This is a genomic window from Sphingomonas sp. Leaf343 (assembly GCF_001423765.1).
Lineage (GTDB): Bacteria > Pseudomonadota > Alphaproteobacteria > Sphingomonadales > Sphingomonadaceae > Sphingomonas.
Genome location: NZ_LMPG01000001.1, coordinates 197,779 through 221,368 on the forward strand (window position 1 = coordinate 197,779; position 23,590 = coordinate 221,368).

General features: G+C 66.9%; 21 protein-coding genes. 15 read left to right on the plus strand and 6 right to left on the minus strand.

Annotated features, from left to right (window positions below; all coding sequences use genetic code 11):
• Nucleotides 1–85: 85 nt before the first annotated feature.
• The 3 genes from ASG07_RS00780 (at nt 86) to ASG07_RS00790 (ending at nt 1,073) form a co-directional block, all read left to right on the plus strand.
• Nucleotides 86–313, plus strand: coding sequence for a hypothetical protein (locus tag ASG07_RS00780; RefSeq protein WP_055840858.1), 228 nt, complete (start codon nt 86–88; stop codon nt 311–313).
• A gap of 103 nt (nt 314–416) precedes the next feature.
• On the plus strand, nt 417–716 hold the full coding sequence (sciP, locus tag ASG07_RS00785) for a CtrA inhibitor SciP (protein ID WP_055840861.1): 300 nt from the start codon (nt 417–419) through the stop codon (nt 714–716).
• 99 nt (nt 717–815) lie between these two features.
• Entirely contained in the window at nt 816–1,073 is a 258-nt protein-coding gene (locus tag ASG07_RS00790; RefSeq protein ID WP_055840864.1) for a GlsB/YeaQ/YmgE family stress response membrane protein, read from the plus strand.
• Between the two features lie 91 nt (nt 1,074–1,164).
• Here the strand turns inward: ASG07_RS00790 and ASG07_RS00795 are convergent, their stop codons facing one another.
• Nucleotides 1,165–1,905, minus strand: a complete 741-nt coding sequence (locus ASG07_RS00795) for an SIMPL domain-containing protein (RefSeq protein ID WP_055840867.1) — start codon at nt 1,903–1,905, stop codon at nt 1,165–1,167.
• A gap of 183 nt (nt 1,906–2,088) precedes the next feature.
• Between ASG07_RS00795 and ASG07_RS00800 the strand changes: the two genes are divergently transcribed.
• The 8 genes from ASG07_RS00800 (at nt 2,089) to ASG07_RS00835 (ending at nt 12,120) form a co-directional block, all read left to right on the plus strand.
• On the plus strand, nt 2,089–3,255 hold the full coding sequence (locus ASG07_RS00800; RefSeq protein WP_055840870.1) for an efflux RND transporter periplasmic adaptor subunit: 1,167 nt from the start codon (nt 2,089–2,091) through the stop codon (nt 3,253–3,255).
• Nucleotides 3,256–3,261: 6 nt separating this feature from the next.
• Entirely contained in the window at nt 3,262–6,441 is a 3,180-nt protein-coding gene (locus ASG07_RS00805) for an efflux RND transporter permease subunit (RefSeq protein ID WP_055840871.1), read from the plus strand.
• A 79-nt stretch (nt 6,442–6,520) separates the two neighbouring features.
• A complete protein-coding gene (locus tag ASG07_RS00810) occupies nt 6,521–7,789 on the plus strand; it encodes a DUF445 domain-containing protein (protein ID WP_055842709.1) in 1,269 nt (422 codons plus the stop codon).
• Nucleotides 7,790–7,877: 88 nt separating this feature from the next.
• A complete protein-coding gene (locus ASG07_RS00815) occupies nt 7,878–8,975 on the plus strand; it encodes an ABC transporter permease (protein ID WP_055840875.1) in 1,098 nt (365 codons plus the stop codon).
• Nucleotides 8,975–9,889 (plus strand): ABC transporter ATP-binding protein, encoded by a 915-nt coding sequence (locus ASG07_RS00820; RefSeq protein ID WP_055842712.1) that lies wholly within the window; start codon nt 8,975–8,977, stop codon nt 9,887–9,889. Before ASG07_RS00815 ends, ASG07_RS00820 begins: the two co-directional genes overlap by 1 nt.
• The gene (locus ASG07_RS00825; RefSeq protein WP_055840878.1) at nt 9,889–10,854 is read left to right on the plus strand and encodes an MlaD family protein; all 966 of its coding nucleotides are present in this window, start codon (nt 9,889–9,891) and stop codon (nt 10,852–10,854) included. The genes ASG07_RS00820 and ASG07_RS00825 overlap by 1 nt, the downstream gene beginning before the upstream one ends.
• 11 nt (nt 10,855–10,865) lie before the next feature.
• Nucleotides 10,866–11,456, plus strand: a complete 591-nt coding sequence (locus ASG07_RS00830) for an ABC-type transport auxiliary lipoprotein family protein (protein WP_055840879.1) — start codon at nt 10,866–10,868, stop codon at nt 11,454–11,456.
• A gap of 181 nt (nt 11,457–11,637) precedes the next feature.
• Nucleotides 11,638–12,120 (plus strand): DUF4142 domain-containing protein, encoded by a 483-nt coding sequence (locus ASG07_RS00835; protein WP_201780934.1) that lies wholly within the window; start codon nt 11,638–11,640, stop codon nt 12,118–12,120.
• A gap of 72 nt (nt 12,121–12,192) precedes the next feature.
• On the opposite strand, the gene ASG07_RS00840 is transcribed toward ASG07_RS00835, so the two are convergent.
• Nucleotides 12,193–13,053: an HpcH/HpaI aldolase/citrate lyase family protein gene (locus tag ASG07_RS00840; protein ID WP_236694467.1), complete on the minus strand. Its 861-nt coding sequence runs from the start codon at nt 13,051–13,053 to the stop codon at nt 12,193–12,195.
• 75 nt (nt 13,054–13,128) lie between these two features.
• On the opposite strand from ASG07_RS00840, the gene cyoA reads away from it, so the two are divergent.
• From cyoA to cyoD, 4 genes are read left to right on the plus strand one after another with little or no spacing between them, the layout of a single operon-like run.
• Complete coding sequence (gene cyoA / locus ASG07_RS00845; RefSeq protein WP_055840882.1) at nt 13,129–14,013, plus strand: ubiquinol oxidase subunit II; 885 nt, start codon at nt 13,129–13,131, stop codon at nt 14,011–14,013.
• Complete coding sequence (gene cyoB / locus ASG07_RS00850) at nt 14,010–16,058, plus strand: cytochrome o ubiquinol oxidase subunit I (protein WP_236694468.1); 2,049 nt, start codon at nt 14,010–14,012, stop codon at nt 16,056–16,058. Before cyoA ends, cyoB begins: the two co-directional genes overlap by 4 nt.
• Nucleotides 16,055–16,732, plus strand: a complete 678-nt coding sequence (locus ASG07_RS00855; protein ID WP_055840885.1) for a cytochrome (ubi)quinol oxidase subunit III — start codon at nt 16,055–16,057, stop codon at nt 16,730–16,732. The genes cyoB and ASG07_RS00855 overlap by 4 nt, the downstream gene beginning before the upstream one ends.
• The gene (gene cyoD / locus ASG07_RS00860; protein WP_055840889.1) at nt 16,729–17,139 is read left to right on the plus strand and encodes a cytochrome o ubiquinol oxidase subunit IV; all 411 of its coding nucleotides are present in this window, start codon (nt 16,729–16,731) and stop codon (nt 17,137–17,139) included. Before ASG07_RS00855 ends, cyoD begins: the two co-directional genes overlap by 4 nt.
• A 10-nt stretch (nt 17,140–17,149) precedes the next feature.
• Here the strand turns inward: cyoD and treA are convergent, their stop codons facing one another.
• The 4 genes from treA to glgA are packed head-to-tail and all read right to left on the minus strand — an operon-like array spanning nt 17,150 to nt 23,560.
• Complete coding sequence (gene treA, locus ASG07_RS00865) at nt 17,150–18,685, minus strand: alpha,alpha-trehalase TreA (RefSeq protein ID WP_236694469.1); 1,536 nt, start codon at nt 18,683–18,685, stop codon at nt 17,150–17,152.
• Nucleotides 18,685–20,505 carry a glycogen debranching protein GlgX gene (gene glgX / locus ASG07_RS00870; protein WP_055840892.1) on the minus strand — a complete coding sequence of 607 codons (1,821 nt, stop codon included), beginning with the start codon at nt 20,503–20,505 and terminating at the stop codon, nt 18,685–18,687. Before glgX ends, treA begins: the two co-directional genes overlap by 1 nt.
• 2 nt (nt 20,506–20,507) lie before the next feature.
• The gene (locus tag ASG07_RS00875; RefSeq protein WP_055840895.1) at nt 20,508–22,121 is read right to left on the minus strand and encodes an alpha-D-glucose phosphate-specific phosphoglucomutase; all 1,614 of its coding nucleotides are present in this window, start codon (nt 22,119–22,121) and stop codon (nt 20,508–20,510) included.
• Complete coding sequence (gene glgA / locus ASG07_RS00880; protein WP_055840899.1) at nt 22,118–23,560, minus strand: glycogen synthase GlgA; 1,443 nt, start codon at nt 23,558–23,560, stop codon at nt 22,118–22,120. Before glgA ends, ASG07_RS00875 begins: the two co-directional genes overlap by 4 nt.
• Between the last annotated feature and the right edge of the window lie 30 nt (nt 23,561–23,590).

The window sequence follows — 23,590 nt, forward strand, 5'->3', positions numbered from 1 at the left end:
GGCTAGCGTGCTTTACCGGACCTTCATGCCCCTCCGCTACAGGTTGGCGACTACCCACCCGCCTGTTTCGGAAAGACGTGCCGCCTTGGACCTCAGCTTCTCCTTCGATCGCGATGCCGAGCCGGTGGCGTGGCAGGGCGATCTGGCGGTGTTGATGATCGGCGTGCGGGCGCGCCAGTCCGCCAGCCGGACGGCCGTGGCGCAGGCGGCGGGGGATGCGGTGCAGCGTCCCGCGCCGTCGGCGTTCGCGCCGGAGAACGGTAGTTTCAACGGCCAGGTGGCGGCCGCGATAACGCGTTGGAAGGACGAATGAAGAGCGCGTTTACCGTGGGATTTCAGGCGATCTTCAAGACCAGCCCTTACTCCCAAGTCATCGAGTTCGTGAAGGGGGCCCCCCGCCCCGACAGAGGTTGAGTATGATCGAGAACCAGAAGATCCGTCCGGCGAAAGTCATCGGCCCCCTTGGAGAGCCGTTGACGCTGGACACCCTGCCGCCGCCGGGCACGACCCGATGGGTCGTGCGTCGCAAGGCGGAAGTGGTCGCGGCGGTGAATGGCGGCCTGTTGTCGGTCGACGAGGTGTGCGAGCGTTATGGCCTGACCATGGAGGAGTTCGCCGGCTGGCAGCGGGCGATCGATCGTTCGGGTATGCCGGGCCTGCGCGTCACGCGCATCCAGCACTATCGTTCCCTGTACGAGCGCCAGCAACGCTATTAAAAATCCCCGTTACGAATCAGATCGCAGGCGGAACATAAATCAACGCCACCGATTTGTACCTTCATCGCCCGTATGATGGGCATAATGGAGGGAAGTAAAATGGGTATCATCCTTTGGCTCATCATCGGCGGCGTCATCGGCTGGCTGGCCAGCATCATCATGCGGACGGACGCGCAGCAGGGCATCTTCCTGAACATCGTCGTGGGCATCATCGGCGCCTTTATCGGCGGGCTCATCATCAGTGGCGGTTCGATCAACAACGCGCCGCTGAACGTCACGTCGTTCCTGGTGTCGCTGCTGGGTGCGGTGGTCCTGCTCGGGATCGTCAACTTGGTGCGTCGCGGTAGCGTGCGCTAATACGGACGCATCACCGCCAGCCTGGATGGCGGCAGATCGTCACTACGGGAATAGGGGCCGCCGGCTAAGCCGGAGGCCCCGTTTTCATCTATTAATGTCCGAGCAGGAAGCGGACCCGCAGCGTGGCGGTGATATCCTTTTCGCCGGGCACGATCTTCGTCGCCGAATCCATCATCTGCGCGCGCGCCGCGAGGAAGATCGGCGGCCGGTCCGGGCCGCCGGCATCCTGGCCCGCCTCGTCGATCGACACGATCCGGACGACGCGCATCCCGGCCGCTCTGGCATAGAGCTCCGCGCGTGCCCGCGCCCGCTTGACCGCGTCGGTCCGTGCCTCATCCAGCGCAGCCTCCGGCTGATCGACTGACAGGTTTGGTCCGTCGATCTGATTCGCGCCCTGTGCCACCAGCGTGTCGAGAACCGTGCCCGCCTTGCCGATGTCGCGGAAACGGATGCTGACGCTGTTGGTCGCCTGATACCCGGTGATGACCGGCGGCTGGTTATCCTGATAGCGATATTGCGGCGACAGCTGAACCGATGCCGTCGCCAGATCTCGCGGCTGCACGCCCGCCTTGCGCAGGGCGGCGACCACCTTCTCCATCGCATTGCTGTTCGTGGTCAGCGCCTGCGCCGCAGTCGTCCCCTGCGTCACCACGCCCGCGCGAATCGTCGCGAGGTCCGGGACGCGCGTCGTCCGCCCCTCCGCCGTAATGTCGAGCACGGTCCCCTCCGCCGGAATCATCGGCGCGACGCCGGGCACCGTCTGCGCGGCAGCGGGGGACATCGCCACCGGCGTCAGACCCGCGGCGACGAGGGCGAATGTGGTAAGGCGCATGGACTTCTCCCGAGGGTCACGAAACGGATACACACCCCATGACGCGACCACAGACAACCCGCGATGAACGGGGAAGACGCCATTAGGATATGATACTGGCCCCCTATTGAGCTTGGTGACCTATTCCGATAATACAGCCAAGACATTGACCAAAAGGGTCGTGTGGGGGGAAGACGAAAGCCGATGAACTACGAGACGGGCTCTATCGCGCAAGAACGGCTGCCGGGTGTCGAAGCGCCGCCGTCGCGTCGTAAGTTCCTGATCGCCGCGATCGTCGTGGCGGTGCTCGCCGTCATTGGCTGGGCGATGTTCGGCCGCGGCGGATCGGACGATGCGCCCAAGGCGTCTGGTGAACAGCTTGCCGCGATCTCCGTCATGGTGCCCGGCCGCACCGTCGTCGCCCGCGACGTGACCACCACCGGTTCGCTTGCCGCCCGCCGTGACATGCCCGTCGGGATCGCCGGCGAAGGCGGCCTCGTCACCCGCGTGCTGGTCGAACCCGGCCAGTGGGTCGCTGCCGGCCAGGTGCTGGCGACCGTCGACCGGTCCGTGCAGACGCAGACCGCCGCTTCGCTCGCCGCGCAGGTCAGCGTCGCCAGGGCCGATGCCGACCTCGCGCAGGCGGAACTCGACCGCGCCGCGCAGCTCGTCGACCGCGGCTTCATCTCCAAGGCGGATCTGCAGCGCCGCGCCGCCACGCGCGACGCCGCCTCCGCCCGCGTCAAGGTCGCACAGGCGTCGCTCGGCGAGGCGCGTGCCCGCAACGGCCGCCTCGACATTCGCGCACCGACCGCCGGCCTGATCCTGACGCGTCAGGTCGAACCCGGCCAGATCGTCAGTTCCGGCTCGGGCGCGCTGTTCCGCATGGCGCAGAACGGGCAGCTGGAGATGCGCGCGCAGATGAGCGAAGGCGACCTTCAGGGTCTTCGCGTCGGATCGCGCGCCACCGTCACGCCGGTCGGCTCGGCGCAGAGCTTCCCCGGCGAGGTGTGGCAGGTCGCGCCCGTAATCGATCCCTCCACGCGTCAGGGCATCGCCCGCATCGCCGTGAAATACGACCCGGCGCTGCGTCCCGGCGGCTTTGCCTCCGCGACCGTGACCGCCGGCACCGCATCCGAGCCGCTGTTGCCCGAATCGGCCGTGTTGTCCGATGCTACCGGCAATTTCGTCTACGTCGTCGGCAAGGACGACAAGGTGGAGCGCCGCTCGGTAAAGACCGGCGAGGGTGCCGATAACGGCATCCCGATCACGCAGGGACTGAACGGCACCGAGCGTGTCGTGATCTCGGCGGGCGCATTCCTGAACCCGGGTCAGAAGATCAAACCCGTCCTCCAGGCACGCAAGGGCTAACCCACGATGGGCTTTCGCAACATGTCCGCCTGGGCGATCCGGAATCCGGTCGTCCCGCTCGTCCTGTTCATGGCGCTGACGCTGGCGGGCATCATCTCGTTCAACCGGATGCAGGTGAACGACAGCCCGGAGATCACCTTCCCCGCGGTCTACGTCCAGATCAGCCAGCCGGGTGCCGCCCCGACCGAGATCGAGACGCAGATCACGACCAAGGTCGAAGCGGCGATCCGCGGGCTGGAAGGCGTCGACGAGATCAATTCGACGATCAGCGAAGGCTCCAGCGGCACCTTCATCCAGTTCGATTTCTCGACCCCGGTCGACCGGGCCGTCACCGACGTGCGCGACGCGGTGGCGTCGGTGCGCAGCGAATTGCCGGACGGCGTGATCGAACCGCGCGTCGAGCGCGTCATCATCAACGACGATTCGATCGCGACATGGTCGGTCGAGGGTACCGACACCACGATGGAGGGTTTGTCGGAATTCGTCGACACCGTCGTCGTCAAGCGCCTGCTCGGTATTCCGGGCATGCAGAAGGTCGACCTTTCGGGCGGCGTCGATCGCGCGATCCGCGTCATCCTCGATCCCGCCAAGATGCAGTCGCTCGGCATCACCGCCAGCCAGGTGAACTCGGCGCTGCGTAACGTGAACCAGAATGCGGCGGGCGGTCAGGCGGAGATTGGCGGGTCGCAGCAGTCGCTCCGTATCGTCGGCAGCGCCAAGACCGCGTACGAGGTCGGCCAGCTTCAGATCCCGATTGCCGGAAACCAGATCGCCAATGGGGGCCAGACGCTCCAGACGATGAGCCGGATGGTCAAGCTGGCGGACATCGCCCAGATCCGCGACACCTCGCTCGAACAGAAGCGCTTCTCCAAGGTCAACGGCCATCAGGTCGTCGGCTTCGGCATCCAGCGCGCGCGCGGCGCGTCCGAGGTCGCGCTCTACGACGCGACCGTGAAGGAGCTGGCGAAGATCGAAAAGGAGAACCCGAAGTTCCGGTTCATCCAGCAATTCACCAGCGTAGATTATACCAAGGCGCAGTATAAGTCCGCCGTACACGCGCTGCTCGAAGGCGCGATTCTGGCGGTCGTGGTCGTCTTCCTGTTCCTGCGCGACGGCCGCGCGACGGTGATTTCCGCGCTTGCGATCCCGCTGTCGGCGATCCCGACCTTCTGGATCATGTCGCTGATGGGGTTCAGCCTGAACTTCATGACGTTGCTGGCGCTCAGCCTCGTGGCGGGCGTGCTCGTCGACGATGCGATCGTGGAGATCGAGAACATCGTCCGCCACATGCGGATGGGCAAGACCGCGTATCAGGCATCGATCGACGCCGCCGACGAGATCGGGCTCGCGGTCGTCGCGACGACCTTCTCGATCGTTGCGGTGTTCCTGCCGGTCGGCCTGATGCCGGGTATCGCCGGTCAGTTCTTCAAGAATTTCGGCATTACGGTCGTCGTCGCGGTGCTGATGAGCCTTGCCGTCGCGCGCTTGATAACGCCGATGGTTGCGGCCTATTTTCTGAAAGCGCACGGCCACGCCGAACATGGCGAGGGCAAGGCGATGGACGTCTACATGGCGATCCTGCGCTGGACGCTGCGCAATCGCTGGTGGACGATGGCGATCGGCGGCCTCGCGTTCCTTGCCACGATCGGCGCGTTCGCGACACTGCCGTTCACGTTCCAGCCGCCGCGCGACAATGATTTCAGCCGCGTCTCGATCACGATGACGCCCGGTACGACGCTCGCGCAGACGGAGGCGGTCACCAGCCGCGTCGCCGATATCCTGCGCCAGCAGCAGGAGGTTCGCTCCGCCGTCGAGAACGTCCGCATCGGCAATGCCAGCATCGCCATCACACTGAAGAAGGACCGCAAGCGTAGTTCGATCGATTTCGAGCGCGAGACGGCGGTGCTGCTGAACGAGATTCCGGATGCCCGGATCAACTTTGGCGGCGGCGGCGGCGGTGGCCGCGCGGTGTCGCTGATGCTGGCGGGTGCCGATCCCGACGCACTGATGAAGGCCGCCAACACGCTCGCCAACGAGATGCGGACGCTGCCCAATCTGCGGGCGCCGCGAGTCGAGGGCGATCTGCCGCGGCCTGAGCTGGTCATCACGCCGCGGCTCGACCTCGCCGCTGATCTCGGCGTGACGACGGCGGCGCTGAGTCAGACGATCCGGATCGCGACGCAGGGCGAAATCGCGCAGAACGCGGCGAAGTTCTCGCTGCCCGATCGCCAGATTCCGATCGGCGTCGCGCTGGACGAATATAGCCGCCGCAACCTGTCGACGATCCAGAACCTGCCCGTTCAGACCTCCCGCGGGGGCACCGTGCCGTTGCGCGTCGTCGCGGAAATCGGCTTCGGGGCGGGGCCGTCGGAAATCCGTCGCTTCAACCAGGAACGCCGCATCATGATCGGCGCCGACCTCGCACCCGGCGCGATCGCCGGCGAGGAGCGGTCGAAGATCATGGAACTGCCGATCATGAAGAACCTGCCGCAGGGTGTGCACTACGCCGCCTCCGGCGAGGCGAAATGGCAGGCGGAGATGATCCAGAACTTCGTCATCGCCGTATTTGCCGGCGTGCTGCTGGTGCTGGCGGTGCTGATCCTGCTGTATCGCCGTGCGATGCCGCCGTTCGTGAACCTCGGCTCGCTGCTGCTGGCGCCGCTGGGCGGGGCGATCGCGCTGCACCTGTGCGGCATGCCGATCTCGCTGCCGGTGCTGATCGGTCTGCTGATGCTGCTCGGCATCGTCGCCAAAAACTCGATCCTGTTGATCGACTTCGCACTGGAGGAGATGCGCGTCGGCGTGCCGCCGCTGGCCGCGATCCTCGATGCCGGGCACAAGCGGGCGCAGCCGATCGTCATGACCACGGTCGCCATGATCGCCGGCATGATCCCGACCGCGTTGGCGCTGGGCGGCGACGGATCGTTCAACCAGCCGATGGCGGTGACCGTGATCGGCGGGCTGTTCCTGTCGACGATCCTGACGCTCTGCATCGTGCCTGCCAGCTTCAGCCTCGCGATCGGGATGGAAGAGTGGATCGGGCCGAAGCTGGGCCGCCGCCTGCTCACCTATCGTCCCGGTGACGAGGATGGCCCGGTGATTGCCGGCCCGTCCGCGCCGACGCCGCTCGGCGCACCGGCGGGCAAGATCGGTTACGATGCGGATCGTCCGCATCCCGCCGAATGACGCCGATCGTCGCGAACACCGGAACGGCTCCGTCACGAACCGGCTGAACCAAGTGGCCGGTTCGGGTATTGTGCAAGCGATGACGTTCGCCCCCCGATCCCCGCTGGCGACCCAGGCGCCGCCACCGGGACTCGTGCGGATGCGCCGACTGGCCACCGGGCTGCTGATCCTGATGGCGGCGGTGTTCCTCGCCAGCCGTCAGTTGGTGCCGCTCCATCCCGGCTGGGGCTATATCCGCGCCTTTGCAGAGGCGGCAATGGTCGGCGCGCTGGCCGACTGGTTCGCGGTGACGGCGCTGTTTCGCCACCCGCTCGGCCTGCCGATCCCGCACACGGCGATCGTCGCGCGCAACAAGGACCGGATCGGCGACCAGCTCGCGCAATTCCTGCGTGACAATTTTCTGATCCCGCACGTCGTCGCGCGCCGGATGCGGCGACTCGACGTGGCGGAAGCGGTTGCACGCTGGCTGACCGATCCGCCCGAAAGCGCCGGCGGCCGGTTCCGGCAGGGCGCGTCGGCACTGGTCGCCGGCATGCTCGACGGTCTCGATCCCGCGCGGCTCGGTGGCATGGTCAAGGCTGCGGTGGCAGGGCGGCTGCGCGATACGCAGGTATCGCCGCTCGCCGGCCAACTGCTCAAGGCGGCGATGGCGGAAGGGCGGCATGGGCCATTGCTCGATGCCGCGATCCGCTGGGGCGCGAATGCACTGTCCGGCAACGACACGCTGATCCGCCAGATGGTCCACGACCGCGCCGGCGCGATCCTGCGCTGGACGGGGCTGGACGAGACGCTGGCGGACAAGCTGATCGGCGGCCTCGAAAAATTGCTCGCCGACATGGCCGACGATCCGCAGCATCCGATGCGGGTCAAGGCAGAGGAGGGGCTCGATCGCCTGGCGTGGGATCTTCAGTACAATGCCGCCACCCAGGCTCGCGTCGAGTCGCTGAAGGAGGAACTTCTCGCCAATCAGGCGATGGCGCGGTGGCTGGACGGGTTGTGGGAACAGGCCCGGGGTGCGCTGCTCAACGTCGCACGCGATCCCGAGCGCGCGATGGCGGGAAAGCTGGGCGAGGTGCTGCGCCAGCTTGGCGCGACGCTGCGCCAGAACCGGGCGCTTGCGGCCCGGATCAACCGTTTCGTCCGCCGCACGGTCGTCGGTATCGCCTCCGACTATGGCGATGGTATCGTTCGGCTGGTATCGGAGACGGTGCGAAGCTGGGACGTACGGACCATCACCGGCCGGCTGGAGAATGCGGTCGGACGCGATCTCCAGTACATCCGCATCAACGGCACGATTGTCGGCGGGCTGGTCGGTCTGTGCCTGCATCTCGTTGACGGTCTGCTTTGATCGCAATGGCCGGATGTTTTCGGAAACGGTCCGTCGCGGTGGCAAGCCGCCTTGCCGTTCAGCAACGATTCGCCCAAGGAGTGGTCCGATGAGCGACGGTGCCACTTTTGATCGAGATCAGGATACGGTCCGATTCGCCGGCGACCTGTCGCTGGCGCGGCTCGGCACGCTGCCCGACCGCCTCGATCGCGTCGACGGCAAGGTCGCCCGCGTCGACATGAGCGGAGTCGATCGCATCGACACCGTCGGCGCATGGGTCGTCCACCGCTTCGCCGCCCGCCACGATGCCCCTGTCGAGGGGTTGAGCGCGGACGGCCAGCATCTGTTCGATCAGGTCGTCCAGTCCGACACGCCGGTTTCCGTTCGCCCCGGTCATCAGTCGAGCTTCAAGCGGGTGCTGGGGGAGGTCGGGGATGCCGTCGTCACCGCCGGCCGCACATTGTATGGCCTGCTCGGCTTCATGGGCGCGACGGTCATCGCGTTCGGACAGGTCATCCGTCACCCGCGGCGGTTCCGCTTCAACGCCGTCGTGCATGAGTTCGAAACGGTCGGCGTGTCCGCGCTCGCGATCCTGGGCCTGATGGGCTTCCTGATCGGCATGGTCATCGCGCAACAGGGTGCGGTGCAGCTTCGTCAGTTCGGTGCGGAGGTGTTCACGATCAACCTCGTCGGCCGCCTGACGTTCCGCGAACTCGGCGTGCTCATGACCGCAATCATGGTCGCCGGGCGCTCCGGCTCGGCCTTCGCCGCGCAGCTCGGAACGATGAAGCTGACCGAAGAGATCGACGCCATGCGGACGATCGGCGTGTCGCCGATGGAGGCGCTGGTGCTGCCCCGCACCCTGGCGGCGATCGTCCTGATGCCGCTGCTCGGCTTCTACACATCGATGATCGCGCTGATCGGCGGCGGCTTGCTGTCCTGGGTCACGCTGGAGATTCCACCGGTCACCTTCGTCGCCCGCATCCGAGAGGTCGTGCCGATCACCGACCTCTATATCGGCCTCATCAAGGCACCCGTGTTCGGCGCGATCATCGCCATTGCCGGCTGTTTTCAGGGGATGCAGGTGGAGGCGGATGCGGAGCAGGTCGGACTGCGCACGACGTCGGCGGTGGTGCAGGGCATCTTCCTCGTCATCGTGCTCGACGCGTTCTTCGCGGTGTTCTTCACGTGGATCGGGTGGAACTGATGGCCACCTCCAACGCAGCCCGGGACAGCCGCCGCGACGACGACATCATCGTCGACGTAAAGGGTCTGCGGAACAGTTTTGGCGAATCGGTCATCCATGAGGGTCTCGACCTCCAGGTCCGGCGCGGCGAGATACTCGGCGTCGTCGGCGGCTCGGGCACCGGCAAGTCGGTGCTGATGCGCTCGATCATCGGCCTCCAGTCGCCCGACGCCGGCGACATCACCGTCTTCGGAGAGCCGACGATCGGCCGCGACGAGACGGAGGCGACCAATATCCGCAAGCGCTGGGGCGTGCTGTTCCAGGGCGGTGCGCTGTTCTCGACGCTGACGGTGGCGGAAAACGTGCAGGTGCCGCTTCGCGAATTCTATCGCGATCTATCCCCCGCGTTGATCGACGAAATCGCCGCGTACAAGGTCGTGATGACCGGCCTGCCCGCCGATGCCGGGCCGAAATACCCCGCCGAACTGTCGGGCGGCATGAAGAAGCGCGCCGGCCTCGCCCGTGCGTTGGCGATGGACCCGGAATTGTTGTTCCTCGACGAGCCGACCGCGGGTCTCGACCCGATCGGTGCGGCGGCGTTCGACGGCCTGATCCAGTCGCTGCAGCGGACGCTGGGGCTGACCGTGTTCCTCATCACCCACGACCTCGACACGCTTTATGCGATCTGCGACCGGGTGGCGGTGCTGGCCGACAAGAAGGTCATAGCGGTCGGCACGATCGACGAGCTGAAGGCGCTCGATCATCCGTGGATCCATGAGTATTTCGAGGGACCACGCGGCCGCGCCGCCGCCACGACGCAGGAACTCGGCAAGGCCGATACACCGGCGGAGGCGCATCCGACCGAGGTCGCTGCCAACGAGACCGGCCAGCGCTCGCAAGGTGCCGCCGCCGACAACGCAGCAAGGGCAAGCTGATGGAAACCCGTTCTAATCACGTCCTCGTCGGTGCCGTCGTGCTGATCCTGCTCGGGGTGCTCGCGCTGTTCACCGTCTGGATCGCGCGGCTCGGCAGCACCGAGGCGAAGGAATACGACATCTTCTTCCGCCAGTCGGTCGATGGGCTGGCTCGCGGCTCGGCGGTGACGTTCTCGGGCGTGCCGTCGGGTCAGGTGAAGCAGATCGCCCTGTGGGCTAACGACCCGCAGTTCGTGCGTGTCCGCATCAGCGTCAACCACGACACGCCGATCCTGCTCGGCACCACGGCCAGCATCTCCGGCGTTGGCTTTACGGGCGTCAGTCAGGTGTCTCTGGATGGTGCGCGGAAGGGTGCGCCGCCGATTGCGTGTCCGGAAACGCCGGTCGCCGACAAATGCCCGTACGGCGTGCCGGTGATCCCGACCAAGCAGGGCGGCCTCGGCGCGATCCTGAACTCCGCGCCGCAATTGCTGGAGCGGCTGTCGACGCTGACGGAGCGGCTGACGGGTCTGCTAACCGATCGCAATCAGGCGTCGATCGCCGGCATTCTGGAAAATACCAACCGTCTGACCGATGCGCTCGCCGATCGCGGGCCGGAGATCGCGGCGACGCTGGCGCAGACCCGCGTGGCGATCCAGCAAGCGGGCAATGCGGCGGAGCAGATCGGCGCGCTGGCGGCGACGACCAACGGTGTGCTGGCGAACGACATTCAGCCGACGATCCGCAACCTGAACGGTGCGATCGCGGCGGCGCAGCAATCCGCGGAAACGCTGAATGGGGCGATCAACGACGCGCGGCCCGGCCTCCAGACCTTCTCGCGGCAGACGATCCCGGAGGCGAACCGGCTGGTTCGCGATCTGCGCACGACCGCGGCGGCGCTGTCGTCGGTGGCCGAAAAGGTCGACCAACAGGGCGCGAGTTCGCTCATCGGGCAGCAGAAGCTGCCGGATTACAAGGGTAAGTGAGGGGTATCGGCATGAAGACGCTCTCGATCGCGATCGGCCTCCTCGCCGCGCTTCCGCTCGCCGGCTGCATCAGCTTCGGGGCGACTCCGCCCGACACGCTGCTGAAGCTGGAATCGGCCGCACAGGTGCCGGTCGGTCAGGTCCAGAACTCCGCGACCGCCAAGTCGATCGTCATCGGCGTGCCGGTGACGCCGCAATCTCTGGCGACGCAGCGCGTGCCGGTGGCGACCAGCGCGACCAGCGTCGCCTATGTCAAGGACGCCCAATGGTCGGAACCACCTGCGCGCCTGTTCGCGCGGCTTGTGTCCGACACCGTTGCGGCACGTACCGGCCGCGTCGTGCTCAGTCCCGTCCAGGCGATCGCGGAGGCGAATGACGATCTGGAGGGCGAACTGCGCAGCTTCGGCCTCGACGCGGCAACGCGGGAGGCGGTGGTGACGTTCGACGGCGCGCTCCAGCGGGCTGGCCAGCCGGCGACCGAGAAGCGCCGGTTCGAGGCGCGCGTGCCGGTGACCGCGATCGACGCGGCATCGACCGGACCGGCGCTCAATCAGGCCGCCAATCAGGTCGCCGCCGAAGTTGCCGACTGGATCGGCCGCTAGGGCGAACGACACGGCGCGCAAGGCGGCGTAGCGAAATCGTGTTGATCGAAGTAAGTATCTCGCAAAGCTAGGCATTTTGCCCTGATCGCAGGGGAACTCCGCAACCCGGCGGAGGATTGCACCGCCGGTCGAACCCGCCCGCGCAGCATCGCTGCCACGGCGTTTCAACAGGAGAGATACGATGATCCGCACTTTCAGCATCGCCGCCGCGCTCGCGATCATGCCCGCCGCGGTCCACGCGCAGGCCGTGACCCCGAACACCTACGTCGCCAAGGCCGGAGCCAGCGACCTGTATGAGAAGCAGTCGAGCCAACTCGTCCTCGCCTCCACGAAGAACGCCAAGGTTCGCCAGTTCGCGAACCAGATGATCGCTCATCACACGAAGAGCACCAACGACGTGAAAGCCGCCGCCGGTCAGGCCGGCGTCCCGGTACCGCCGCCTACGCTGGAGCCGATGCAGGCAAGCAACATCGCCAAGCTGCGCGCCGCCAATGGCGCCGCGCGCGACCAAGCCTATATCCAGCAGCAGAAGACCGCACATCAACAGGCGCTGGCGCTGCATCAGGGCTACGCGTCGAACGGCGCGTCCGCGCCTCTGAAAGCTGCCGCCGCCAAGATCGCCCCCGTCGTGCAGATGCACATCAACGAACTGCAGCGGATGTGATGATTTAGGGCGGGTGGTGACATATCGCCGCCCGCCCCGCGAGCAGGACTGACATAATTTCCGCGCCGCTAGCTATTGGACTATCGCCAGCACGCGTTGCGCCTCGGCAAGGTGAAGGCGCTCCACCATCTCGCCGTTCAGACTGATCGCCCCGCGCCCTTGTGCATCGGGGGCCGCAAACGCCGTAACGATCGCCCGCGCCCGGGCGATCTCCGCCTCGCCCGGCCCGAATGCAGCGTTGGCCGCGTCGATCTGCGACGGGTGGATCAGGCTCTTGCCGTCAAAGCCCCAATCCGAGCCCTGACCACATTCCGCGGCCAGCCGCGCCGGGTCGTCGAACACGTTCAGCACTCCGTCGAGCGCCAGCATCCCGCCCGCCCGAGCCGCCGTCACGATCGCCCCCAGCGCCGGCAGCAACGGTGCCCGATCGGATCCCGGTCGACACCGCAGGTCCAGTGCCAGATCGTTCGTCCCCGCGACCAGCGCCGTCAGCCGCAGTTCCGCCGCCGTCGCGGCGATCTCCGGCAGCGCCACGATCCCGCGCGCCGTCTCGATCATGGCCCATAATGCCGGGCCATTCTCACCCAGCACCGTCCGCGCCGCCCGCAGGGTCGGGGTTCCGTCGACCTTGGGCAACAACACCGCATCCGGTGGCGCGGTCGCCAGCATCGCCAGATCGTCCGCGGCCCAGTCCGTGTCCGCACCGTTCACGCGGACCACCAGCAACCGGTCCCCGAAGCCGTCATCGCAGACCGCCGCCCGCACGGCCTCCCGCGCCGTAACCTTGGCATCCGGCGCGACCGCGTCTTCCAGATCGAGGATCACCGCATCGCACGGCAATCCGCGCGCCTTGACGATCGCCCGTGCGTTCGATGCAGGCAGGAACAGTGAGCTGCGACAGCGAGGCATGGGAGAGGGGGTCATCATCTTCATGATCCATGTTGTCCGGCGGCGTTTTTCACCATCCTCAGCCTAGCAGCGGATCGTCGGCAGGCGTAGAGCCAAGCCGTGATCGCCGGTAAACCTCGCTCGATCCGCATCGCCGCGCTGGCCGCCGCGTTGCTGCTGGCCGCCTGCGAGCCGGGCGTCCTCAATCCTGCCGGGCCGGTCGCGGCCGGTGAACGGACCGTGCTCCTGAACTCGCTCGTCATCATGCTCGGCATCGTCGTTCCGACGATCGTCGCCACGCTCGGCTTCGCGTGGTGGTTTCGCGCCGGCAATGAACGCGCGACGTACCTGCCGACCTGGACCTATTCCGGCCGCGTCGAACTGCTCGTCTGGTCGGTGCCGGCGCTGGTCGTCATCTTCCTCGCGGGCATCACCTGGATCGGCAGTCACGATCTCGCGCCCGAAAAGCCGATCGCATCGAAGGTCGCACCGATCGAAATCCAGGTCGTCGCGCTCGACTGGAAATGGCTGTTCATTTATCCCGGCCAGAACGTCGCGACGGTTAATCGCCTCGTCATCCCCGTCGGCACGCCGATCCGCTTCCGCATCACCAGCGGCACCGTGATGAACAGCTTCTTCGTGCCGCAGCTCGGCAGCCAGATCTATGCGATGTCGGGGATGGATTCGCGCCTGCATCTGCAAGCCGACCAGGCCGGCCGCTATCGCGGCATGTCCGCGCACTACAGCGGAGAGGGGTTCGCCGACATGAATTTCATCGTCGATGCCATCCCGCCCGCGCAGTTCACCGGCTGGGTCGCGCAAACGCGGGGGGCGGGACCGTTGCTCGACGGACCCGGTTTCGCCAAGCTCGCTCGGCAGGCATCGTCGGTGAAGACGCCGTTCAGCTACCGCGCGGTGCTGCCCGGCCTGTACGATCGTATCGTCGCGCATGCCGGTGCGTCGGTCCGCGACACCGCCGATTCCGGCCGGGAGGACAAGAAGTGAGCCCGCTGCACCCCGTCGAGACGGGGCAGATCTCGCCGATCTTTGGCAAGCTGAACTGGAATTCGATCCCGTTCGACGAGCCGCTGCCGCTGGTGTCGTCCGCCGTCGTGGCGATCGCGATCCTGAGCATTCTCGGCTGGGTGTGGAAGAAGGGGCTGTTTCCCTATCTGTGGAAGGAGTGGATCACCTCCGTCGATCACAAGCGGATCGGCGTGATGTACTGCCTGCTGGCGGCGGTGATGCTGCTCCGTGGATTTTCGGACGCGCTGTTGATGCGGTCGCAGCAGGCGATCGCGTATATGAATCCCGGCTATCTGCCGCCCGACCATTACGATCAGATCTTCTCCGCGCACGGCACGATCATGATCTTCTTCGTCGCGATGACGTTCATGATCGGCCTGATGAACTTCGCGCTGCCGCTCCAGCTCGGCGTCCGCGATGTGGCGTTTCCGACGCTCAACTCCGTTAGCTTCTGGCTCACCGCCAGCGGCGCGCTGCTGCTTAACATCAGTCTCGTCGTGGGCGAATTCGCGAAAACCGGCTGGGTCGTCTATCCGCCACTCAGCGAGTTGCGCTTCTCGCCCGGGGTCGGTGTCGATTATTATCTGTGGGCGATCCAGATATCGGGCGTCGGCACGTTACTGTCCGGCGTCAATCTGGTGACGACGATCCTGAAGATGCGCGCACCCGGCATGGGATACACGCGCATGCCGATGTTCTGCTGGACATCACTGGCGGCCAACCTGCTGATCGTCGCCGCCTTTCCGATCCTGACTGCGACGCTCGCGATGCTGACGCTCGATCGGTATCTCGGATTTCACTTCTTCACGAACGAGGCTGGCGGCAACCAGATGATGTTCGTGAACCTGATCTGGGCATGGGGCCATCCGGAAGTCTACATCCTGATCCTGCCTGCATTCGGCATCTTCTCCGAAGTCGTGTCGACCTTCTCGGGCAAGCCGCTGTTCGGCTATCGGTCGATGATCGCGGCGACGATGGTCATCTGCATCCTGTCGTTCATGGTCTGGCTGCACCATTTCTTCACGATGGGGGCGGGGGCGGACGTCAACGGCTTCTTCGGCATCACGACGATGATTATTGCGGTGCCGACGGGGGTGAAGGTCTTCAACTGGCTGTTCACGATGTATGGTGGCCGCATCCGCTTCACGTCGATGATGATGTGGTCGATCGGGTTCATGGTCACGTTCGTGATCGGCGGCATGACGGGCGTGCTGCTCGCCGTACCGCCGGCCGACTTCGTGCTGCACAACTCGCTGTTCCTCGTCGCGCATTTCCACAACGTCGTGATCGGCGGCGTGCTGTTCGGCGCGTTCGCGGGGCTCAGCTATTGGTGGCCCAAGGCGTTCGGTTTTACGCTGGACGAGCGCTGGGGCAAGCGGGCCTTCTGGTTCTGGATCGTCGGCTTCTACGTCGCCTTCATGCCGCTCTACGTGCTCGGCCTGATGGGCATGACGCGGCGGCTGGGCCATTACGACGTCGCCGCATGGCACCCGTGGCTGATCGCCGCGGCGGTCGGCGCGGTGCTGATCGCGATCGGCATCGGGTGTCAGATCGTCATGATCTACGTCTCGATCCGCGACCGGGAGCGGCTGGCGGACACCAGCGGCGATCCGTGGGACGGCCGGACGCTGGAATGGATCACCACCTCCCCGCCGCCGCCCTTCAACTTCGCCGTGCTGCCGAACGTGCAGGGCGAGGAGGCGTATTGGGACATCAAGTCGCGCGCGCTGGAAAAGAAACAGCTCAGCGACCAGCCCGAATACGAGCATTTCGAAATGCCGCACAACTCGCCGACCGGCATCGTCACCGCCTTCTTCGCGACGATCATGGGCTTTGCCCTGATCTGGCATATCTGGTGGATGGTCATCCTCGGCTTTCTGGGCGCGTGGGCGACCTTCGTGGTCTTCGCGTGGCGGGACGAGGGGGAATATGAGGTGCCGGCGGAGGAGGCCCGCCGCCGGGATGCCGAGCGCCGTCGCGCCAAGGCGATCCTGCTCGGCCTGCCCGAGGACAGGATAGCATGAGCGCGCATGCGGCACCCCGGCGCGGCGGGCACGGTCATGGCCATGGCGGGGGCGATCCCAACCATCTCGGCCACGGCGACACGCCGATCAGCGAGCAGGGACCGGCGTCGAAGCGGATCGTCGTCGCCTATGGCTTCTGGATTTTCCTGCTCTCCGACTTCATCATGTTCTCCGGGTTCTTCGCGGCCTATGCCGTGCTGGTCGGGGAGACGGCGGGCGGGCCGGGCGGACGCGATCTGTTCGAACTGCCGCTGGTCGCCGGGGAAACCGCGCTGCTGCTCCTGTCCAGCTTCGCCTGCGGCATGGCGGGTATCGCGATGCACGCCCGCTCCACCAAATGGTTTCAGGTCGCGATGGCCGCGACCGCGTTGCTCGGCGCCGGCTTCCTCGCGCTGGAACTCTACGAATTCCTGCACCTGATTGGGGAGGGTGCAGGGCCGGGGCGCAGCGCGTTCCTGTCGGCGTTCTTCGCGCTGGTCGGTTGCCACGGCGTCCACGTGGCGCTCGGCCTTGCATGGCTGACGACGATGATGGCGCAGGTTTGGACCAAGGGTTTCCGCGAGGACATCGACCGGCGGATCGCGTGTTTCATGCTGTTCTGGCATGCGCTCGACATCATCTGGGTAGCCCTGTTCACCGTAGTCTACCTTCTCGGCGCGGGAGCGGCGGCATGAGCGAACGCGACATGGAGATGGAAACCGGTCACGAGCCGGGCGATTCGGCGCCGGGTGAAAGCGACGAGCATGACGGCGCGTCGGTCGCGATCCAGGTCCGCAACTATCTGGTCGGGCTGGGGCTGGCGACGCTGCTGACCGCCGCGTCTTTCTGGGCGGCGGGCACCGGCCTGATCTACGGACCCGGCATCCCCGTCGCGCTGATCGCGCTGGCGGTCGCGCAGATGGGCATCCACCTCGTCTTCTTCCTGCACATCACCACCGGGCCGGACAACAGCAACAACGTGCTGGCGCTGGCGTTCGGCGTGCTGATCGTCGGGCTGGTGCTGATCGGGACGATCTGGATCATGAACCACCTCGACCACAACCTGATGCCGATGGGCGAGATGATGCGGATGCAGCGCTGAACGCAGGATCTCAGGGCGTCTCCGCCAACAGTGCGCGGGTGACGCCGTTGGTCCAGCCGAAACCGTCCTGATTGGGGTATTCCCCACCGCCTCCGGGCTTGCGTTCGACCACGTCGTATTTTTCCAGCAGCTTGCCCGACGCGGCATATTCCCGCTGCACGCCCGCCAGCCAGCCGGCCTTGATCCGGGTCGCCAGCGCGGTTTCGCCATAGCGGCGCAGGCCGGTGATCGCGATCCACTGGAGCGGAGCCCAGCCATTGGGTTCGTCCCATTGCTGGCCGCTGGGCGTGCCCGTGGTCATCACGCCACCCTCGCCGATCAACGGCTGGAACGCCGCCGCGGTCGCGCGGCCCTGATCGGGCGTCGCGGCCCCCACGAACAGCGGGAACATCGTCGCAGCGGTCAGCACGGTGTTGGCGCGGCCGGTGTCGAGATCATGGTCGGCGAAGAAGCGCCCGTTCCACAGATGCCGGCGGATCGCCCGCGTCCGCGCCTCCGCCCGCTGGCCAAACTCCGTCGCACACGCCGTATCGGTCAGTGTCCGGCAGTTCGTGGCGATCGCCTGCTCCAGCCCCAGCAACAGGCTGTTGAGATCGACCGCGGCGAAGCGTGTCGTCCGGATCGTCGCCAGCGTCCGCCCGTCCGCGAACCAGCGCGAAGAGAAATCCCAGCCGCTCTCCGCCCCGGCGCGCAGGTTGCGGAACAGTTCGGCCCGATCGCGGTCCGGCGTATGATCCGCCAGCGTGGCATCCTCCCGGTAACTTTCGTCGCGCGGATCGTCGCGGTCGTCCCAATAGCGGTTGAGCAGCGATCCATCGGCCAGCCGCGCGACGCGGCGATGCTGCTGCCCCGGCTTCAGCGCCGCTTCGCCATCCATCCAGAACGCATGTTCGGCGCGAAGCTGGCGGGTGCGGGTAGCCAGCGTCATGGCATCGCGCGACAGGCCGGACATCAGGTAGAAGACCGGCGGCTGCGACCGGCTGAGATAATAGGTGCGTGTGCCGTTGGGGATATGGCCGTAACGATCGATCAGGCTGCCGAAATCGGCGACCATCGTCTCGATCAGGTCCTGTCGCCCCGCCGCGGGCAGGCCCAGCATCGTGAAATAGCTGTCCCAGTAGTACAGCTCGCGAAACCGCCCACCGGGGACGACATAGGGCTTGGGCAGCGACAAGGCCGACGATCCCGCGGGGCCGCTGGTGGTGGTGCGCGTCAGATGAGGCCATAACGTGTCGATATGCTCGGAGAGGCTGCTCGTCGGTTGCGGCGTCACCACGCGTTCGGCGGGCAACGTAAAATTCCCGGTGACGAACGCCTTCAGCGCCGGATCGGTGTCGCAGTTGCAGCTTTTGTACGCGGCCATGATCGCCGCCGCCGGCCGTTTTGGGACGGCATCCGCGAACGTCTTTGAATCTGGGAAGATCTGGCGCATCTGCACCGCCTCGTAGAGCGGGCCGTACACCTGCGCCGGCGAGGGCGGGAACGGTCTGGATGGCACAGCGGCGATGGGGGCGGCAACGGCGGCGGCGGCCAGCATCATCAGCATCACAGTCGACTCTCCAGCATCGTCGCCCGCGCCAGCGTCACCCGCCGTTCGCCGCGATCGACGCGCAGGAACATCGTCTCGTCACCGGCAGGCAGGCGCAACAGGAAACCGCCTGCGCCCATCCACCGTTCCGGGGTCATCGGCCGGTCGCACAGGTCGCGCCAGTCCGCCGACGCCAGCCATGCGGGGTCCGCGAGCGGCCAGTCGCGCCGGAACGCGGACAGCGCCGCGACGAAATCCTCCAGCGCCACGTCGCGATGCTCCCAGTCGAGCCACGTCGTCTCGTCCTGCGCATAGGCGTTGTTGTTGCCGCGCTGCGTCCGGCCGAACTCGTCGCCGGCGGTCAGCATCGGCGTGCCCTTGGACGCGAACACCGTCGCGAGCATCGCACGCACATCGGCATCGCGGCGGCTGCGGATCGCGGGATCGCCGCTCGGCCCCTCGACGCCGCTGTTCCATGCGACTTCCTCGGCATGGCCGTCGCGGTTCTGCTCGCCGTTCGCCTCATTGTGGCGCTGTGCGTAGGCGACGACATCGCCCAAGGCGAAGCCGTCATGCGCCGCGACGAAGTTCACGGATCGCGATCCGGGCGCGCCGCCGAACACATCCGACGATCCGGCGATCCGCGTCGTCAGCACGCCTGCGCCGCCATCGCCGCGCCAGAAGCGGCGCACGTCGTCGCGGTACCGGTCGTTCCATTCCAGCCAGTTCGCCGGAAAATGCCCCAACTGATAGCCGCCTGGGCCGGTATCCCAGGGCTCCGCGATCATGATCCGGTCCCGCAGCACCGGATCGCCCGCGATCGCCGCGAAGATCGGCGCGGCGGGATCGAAGCCGGGCCCGCGCGCGAGGATCGGGGCGAGATCGAACCGGAACCCGTCGACACCCAGGGACGCGAAATGCCGCAACGACGCGAGCACCAGCTCCCGCACCGGCTCCCGCGAGCAGTCGAGCGTGTTGCCCGTCCCCGAATCGTTGATGAGCCGCCCCGCGCCATCCCGCGCATAAGCCGCCGGATCGAGCCCGCGCAGGCACAAGGTCGGCCCCGCCGCATCGCTCTCCCCCGTGTGGTTGAACACCACATCGAGCAGCGTGCCGATCCCCGCCGCCCGCAACGCCGCGACCGTCGTCGCCAGTTCTTCGACCCCGCCGGGACACAGGCCCGGATCGAGCGCCATCGGCGCGACGGGGTTGTAGCCCCAAGCGTTGACCAGCCCCAGCGGCGGCAGATGCCGTTCGTCGATCCACGCGATGATCGGCATCAACTCGACCCCCGCGACACCGATCTTCGTCAGATGCCGCAGCACCGCCGGGTGCGCGAGCGCCGCGATCGTGCCGCGCTGCTCCGGCGGCACCTCCGGATGCCGCATCGTGAAGCCGCGCACGTTCAGTTCGTAGATCAGCCCGCCCGGCGCGAAAGCGGGCGGCGGCGGTGGCCCGCGCGACGCGACGGCGGGCACGATCGCCTTCGGTACCAGTGCGGCGGTGTCCTCTCCGAACATCGCCAGTCGCGGGTCACAGACGAAGCGGCGGTCCAGCTCGATCGCCCACGGATCGACCAGCAGCTTGGCAGGATCGAACCACAGGTTCGCCGCGGGTTCGTACCGCCCATGCGCGCGATAGCCATAACGATCGCCGGCGCGCACGCCCGGCACCGTCAGGGTCCAGCCGTCACCGCTACGCTCCATTGGCAGCCGCCGTTCGCCGTCATCGTTGGGGGCGTCGCGGTCGAACAGGCACAGGAACACCGCGCTCGCATCCGGTGCAAGAACCGCGAAGTGCGTGCCCGAGGCGTCCGGACGAGCGCCCCAGGCGGGCACGCTCACGTCACGACGTCCGGACGCTCGCGACCCGTATGCCGGACGATGCCGGCGATCGCGTCGGCGGCGACGGCGATACCGGCCAACATCTTCGTCGTGTCGCCGTCGATGGCCGTCGCTTCGTACCGTTCGAGATAGACGCGCAGCGTCGCGCCACTGGTGCCGGTGCCGGACAGGCGGAACACGACGCGGCTGCCGCCTTCGAACAGCACGCGGATGCCCTGGTTGCGACTGACCGAACCATCGGTCGGGTCCTCATAGGCGAAATCGTCCGCCGCCTCCACGATCAGGTCGCCGAACCGCTGGCCGGGCAGATCGCCCAGTTTGCCGCGCAGTTCGGTCATCAGCGCATCGGCGCGGTCGCTCTCCACGCCCTCGTAATCGTGACGGGCGTAATAGTTGCGACCATAGGTCGCCCAATGCTCGCGCGCGATCGCCTCGACCGACTGGCCACGCACCGCGAGGATGTTGAGCCACAACAACACCGCCCACAGCCCGTCCTTCTCGCGGACGTGATCGCTGCCGGTGCCGGCGCTCTCCTCGCCGCAGATCGTCGCCAGCCCCGCATCGAGCAGATTGCCGAAGAATTTCCAGCCGGTCGGCGTCTCGAACGACGGGATGCCCAGCGCGGCGGCGACGCGGTCGGCGGCGGCGCTGGTCGGCATCGACCGCGCGATCCCCTTCAATCCGCCACGGTATCCGGGCGCGAGGTGCGCGTTGGCCGCCAGCATCGCGAGGCTGTCGGAGGGCGTGACGAAGATGTTGCGGCCGATGATGAGATTGCGGTCGCCGTCGCCGTCCGACGCGGCCCCGAAATCGGGGGCATCGGGTGCCATCATCGTCGCGTACAACTCATGCGCGTGAACGAGATTGGGGTCGGGGTGGTGCCCGCCGAAATCGGGCAGCGGCGTGCCGTTCCGCACCGTGCCCGCCGCGAAGCCGAGCTGCCGCTCCAGTATCTCGGTCGCGTAGGGACCGGTCACCGCGCTCATCGCGTCGAACGCCATCGTCAGCCCGGCGCTCCGAATCGCCTCAAAGTCGAACAGCTTGCGCATCAGTTCGGCATAATCAGCGACCGGATCGACCACCTCGACCGTCATCCCCGCCAGCATCGTCTCGCCGTCGGCGTCGAGGTCGATGTCGCCCGCCTCCACCGTCAGCCAGCGGTCGATCGTCAGCGTGCGCGCGTGGATCGCCTCCGTCACCTTTTCGGGTGCGGGGCCTCCATTCGCGATGTTGTACTTGATCCCGAAATCCTCGTCCGGCCCACCGGGATTGTGGCTGGCGGACAGCACCAGCCCGCCGAGTGCGCCGCGGATGCGGATCATGTTGCTGGCGGCGGGCGTCGACAGGATGCCACCGCGCCCGACGACCACGCGACCGAAACCGTTGGCCGCGGCGATGCGGATCGCGATCTGGATCACCTCCCGGTTCAGGAAGCGGCCGTCGCCGCCGATCACCAGCGTTGCATCGTCCTTATCCTCGACCGCGTCGAACACCGACTGGATGAAGTTCTCGGCGTAATTCGGCTGCTGAAACACGCGGACCTTCTTGCGAAGGCCGGACGTGCCCGGCTTCTGGTCGGTATAGGGGGTCGTGGAGACGGTGATGGTCATGATGATCCCGTTAGATCGCGGTAGAGGTCGGCATAGAGTCGGCCGCTTCTGCCCCAGGAAAAGTCGGCGCGCATCCCGTTTCGCTGCACCGCGCGCCAGCGATCGGCTTGGGCATATAGCGCGACGGTGCGATCGATCGCATGAGTGAGGGCCTCGGGCCTGACGCCGTCATGCACGATGCCGGTCGCGACGCCCGCCGCCAGCGCCGCTTCGTTGGCGTCGATCACCGTATCCGCCAGTCCGCCGGTCCGTGCGACGACCGGCACGCAACCATAAGCAAGACCGTAAAGCTGCGTCAGACCACAGGGTTCGAAGCGCGACGGGATCAGGATCGCGTCCGCCCCGCCCTGCAACACATGCGACACGCCCTCGTCATAGCCGATCCGCACGCCGACCCGCCCGCGATGCCGCTCCGCCGCCGCGAGGAACGCATATTCCAGCGCCGCGTCCCCCGACCCGAGCAGGGCCAGCCGGCCGCCGCGCTCGACCAGATGGTCCAGCACCTGTGCCAGCACGTCCATGCCCTTCTGCCATGTCAGCCGGCTGACGACAGTGAAGATCGGGCCGGGCGCGGGGTCGAGGCCGAACGCCTGTTCGACCGCAGCGCGATTGGCGGCGCGCCGATCGAGCGTTGCGACGCCGTACCGCGCGGGCAGGGCGGTGTCCGCATCGGGACTCCAGACCTTCGGGTCGATCCCGTTGACGATCCCATGCAGCGCCCCCTGCCGCGACCGCGTGGCGATCAGTCCCTCCAGCCCCATGCCGAACTCCGGCTTCAGGATCTCTCGGGCATAGGTGGGGGACACGGTGGTGATCGCGTCGGCGGCGTTCAGCCCGGCCTTCAGAAATCCGACCTGGCCGTAATATTCGACGCCGTCGATGGTCCAGTCGGACGCGGGCAGGCCCAGCGCGGGGAAGATGCCGGCGTCATAACTGCCCTGAAACGCGATGTTATGGACGGTGACGACCGTCTTCGCCCCGACTCCCAGTGCCCGCGCATAGACGGGGGCGAGCGCCGCCTGCCAGTCATGCGCGTGCAGCACGTCGAAACGGTGACCGTCGATCTGCCCGGCCGCAAGGTCCGCCGCAGCCCGGGACAGAGCGGCGAAGCGCCGCCAATTGTCGCTCCAGTCGCGCCCGTCCGCATCGGCATAGGGACCACCCGGCCGCGCGAATAGCTCCGGCGCGTCGAGGACGAGCAGCGGATGTTCGCCGATCCGCGCCTCGATCAGCCGCGCCTCGACTCCGAGCAGGTCCGGCCACCGATGGGCGACCCGCCCGTTGCGGGTGGCGGCGGCCAGCGTCGGATAGCCGGGCAGCAGCGTGGTGGTCGCGATGCCATGCGCGGCCAGCGCGGCGGGCAAGGCCCCGACGACATCGGCGAGGCCGCCGGTCTTGACGAGGGGATAGGCTTCGGACGCGACGGAGAGGGTCTGCATCACCTCATCCCCTCTCCCACGGCGAGGGGG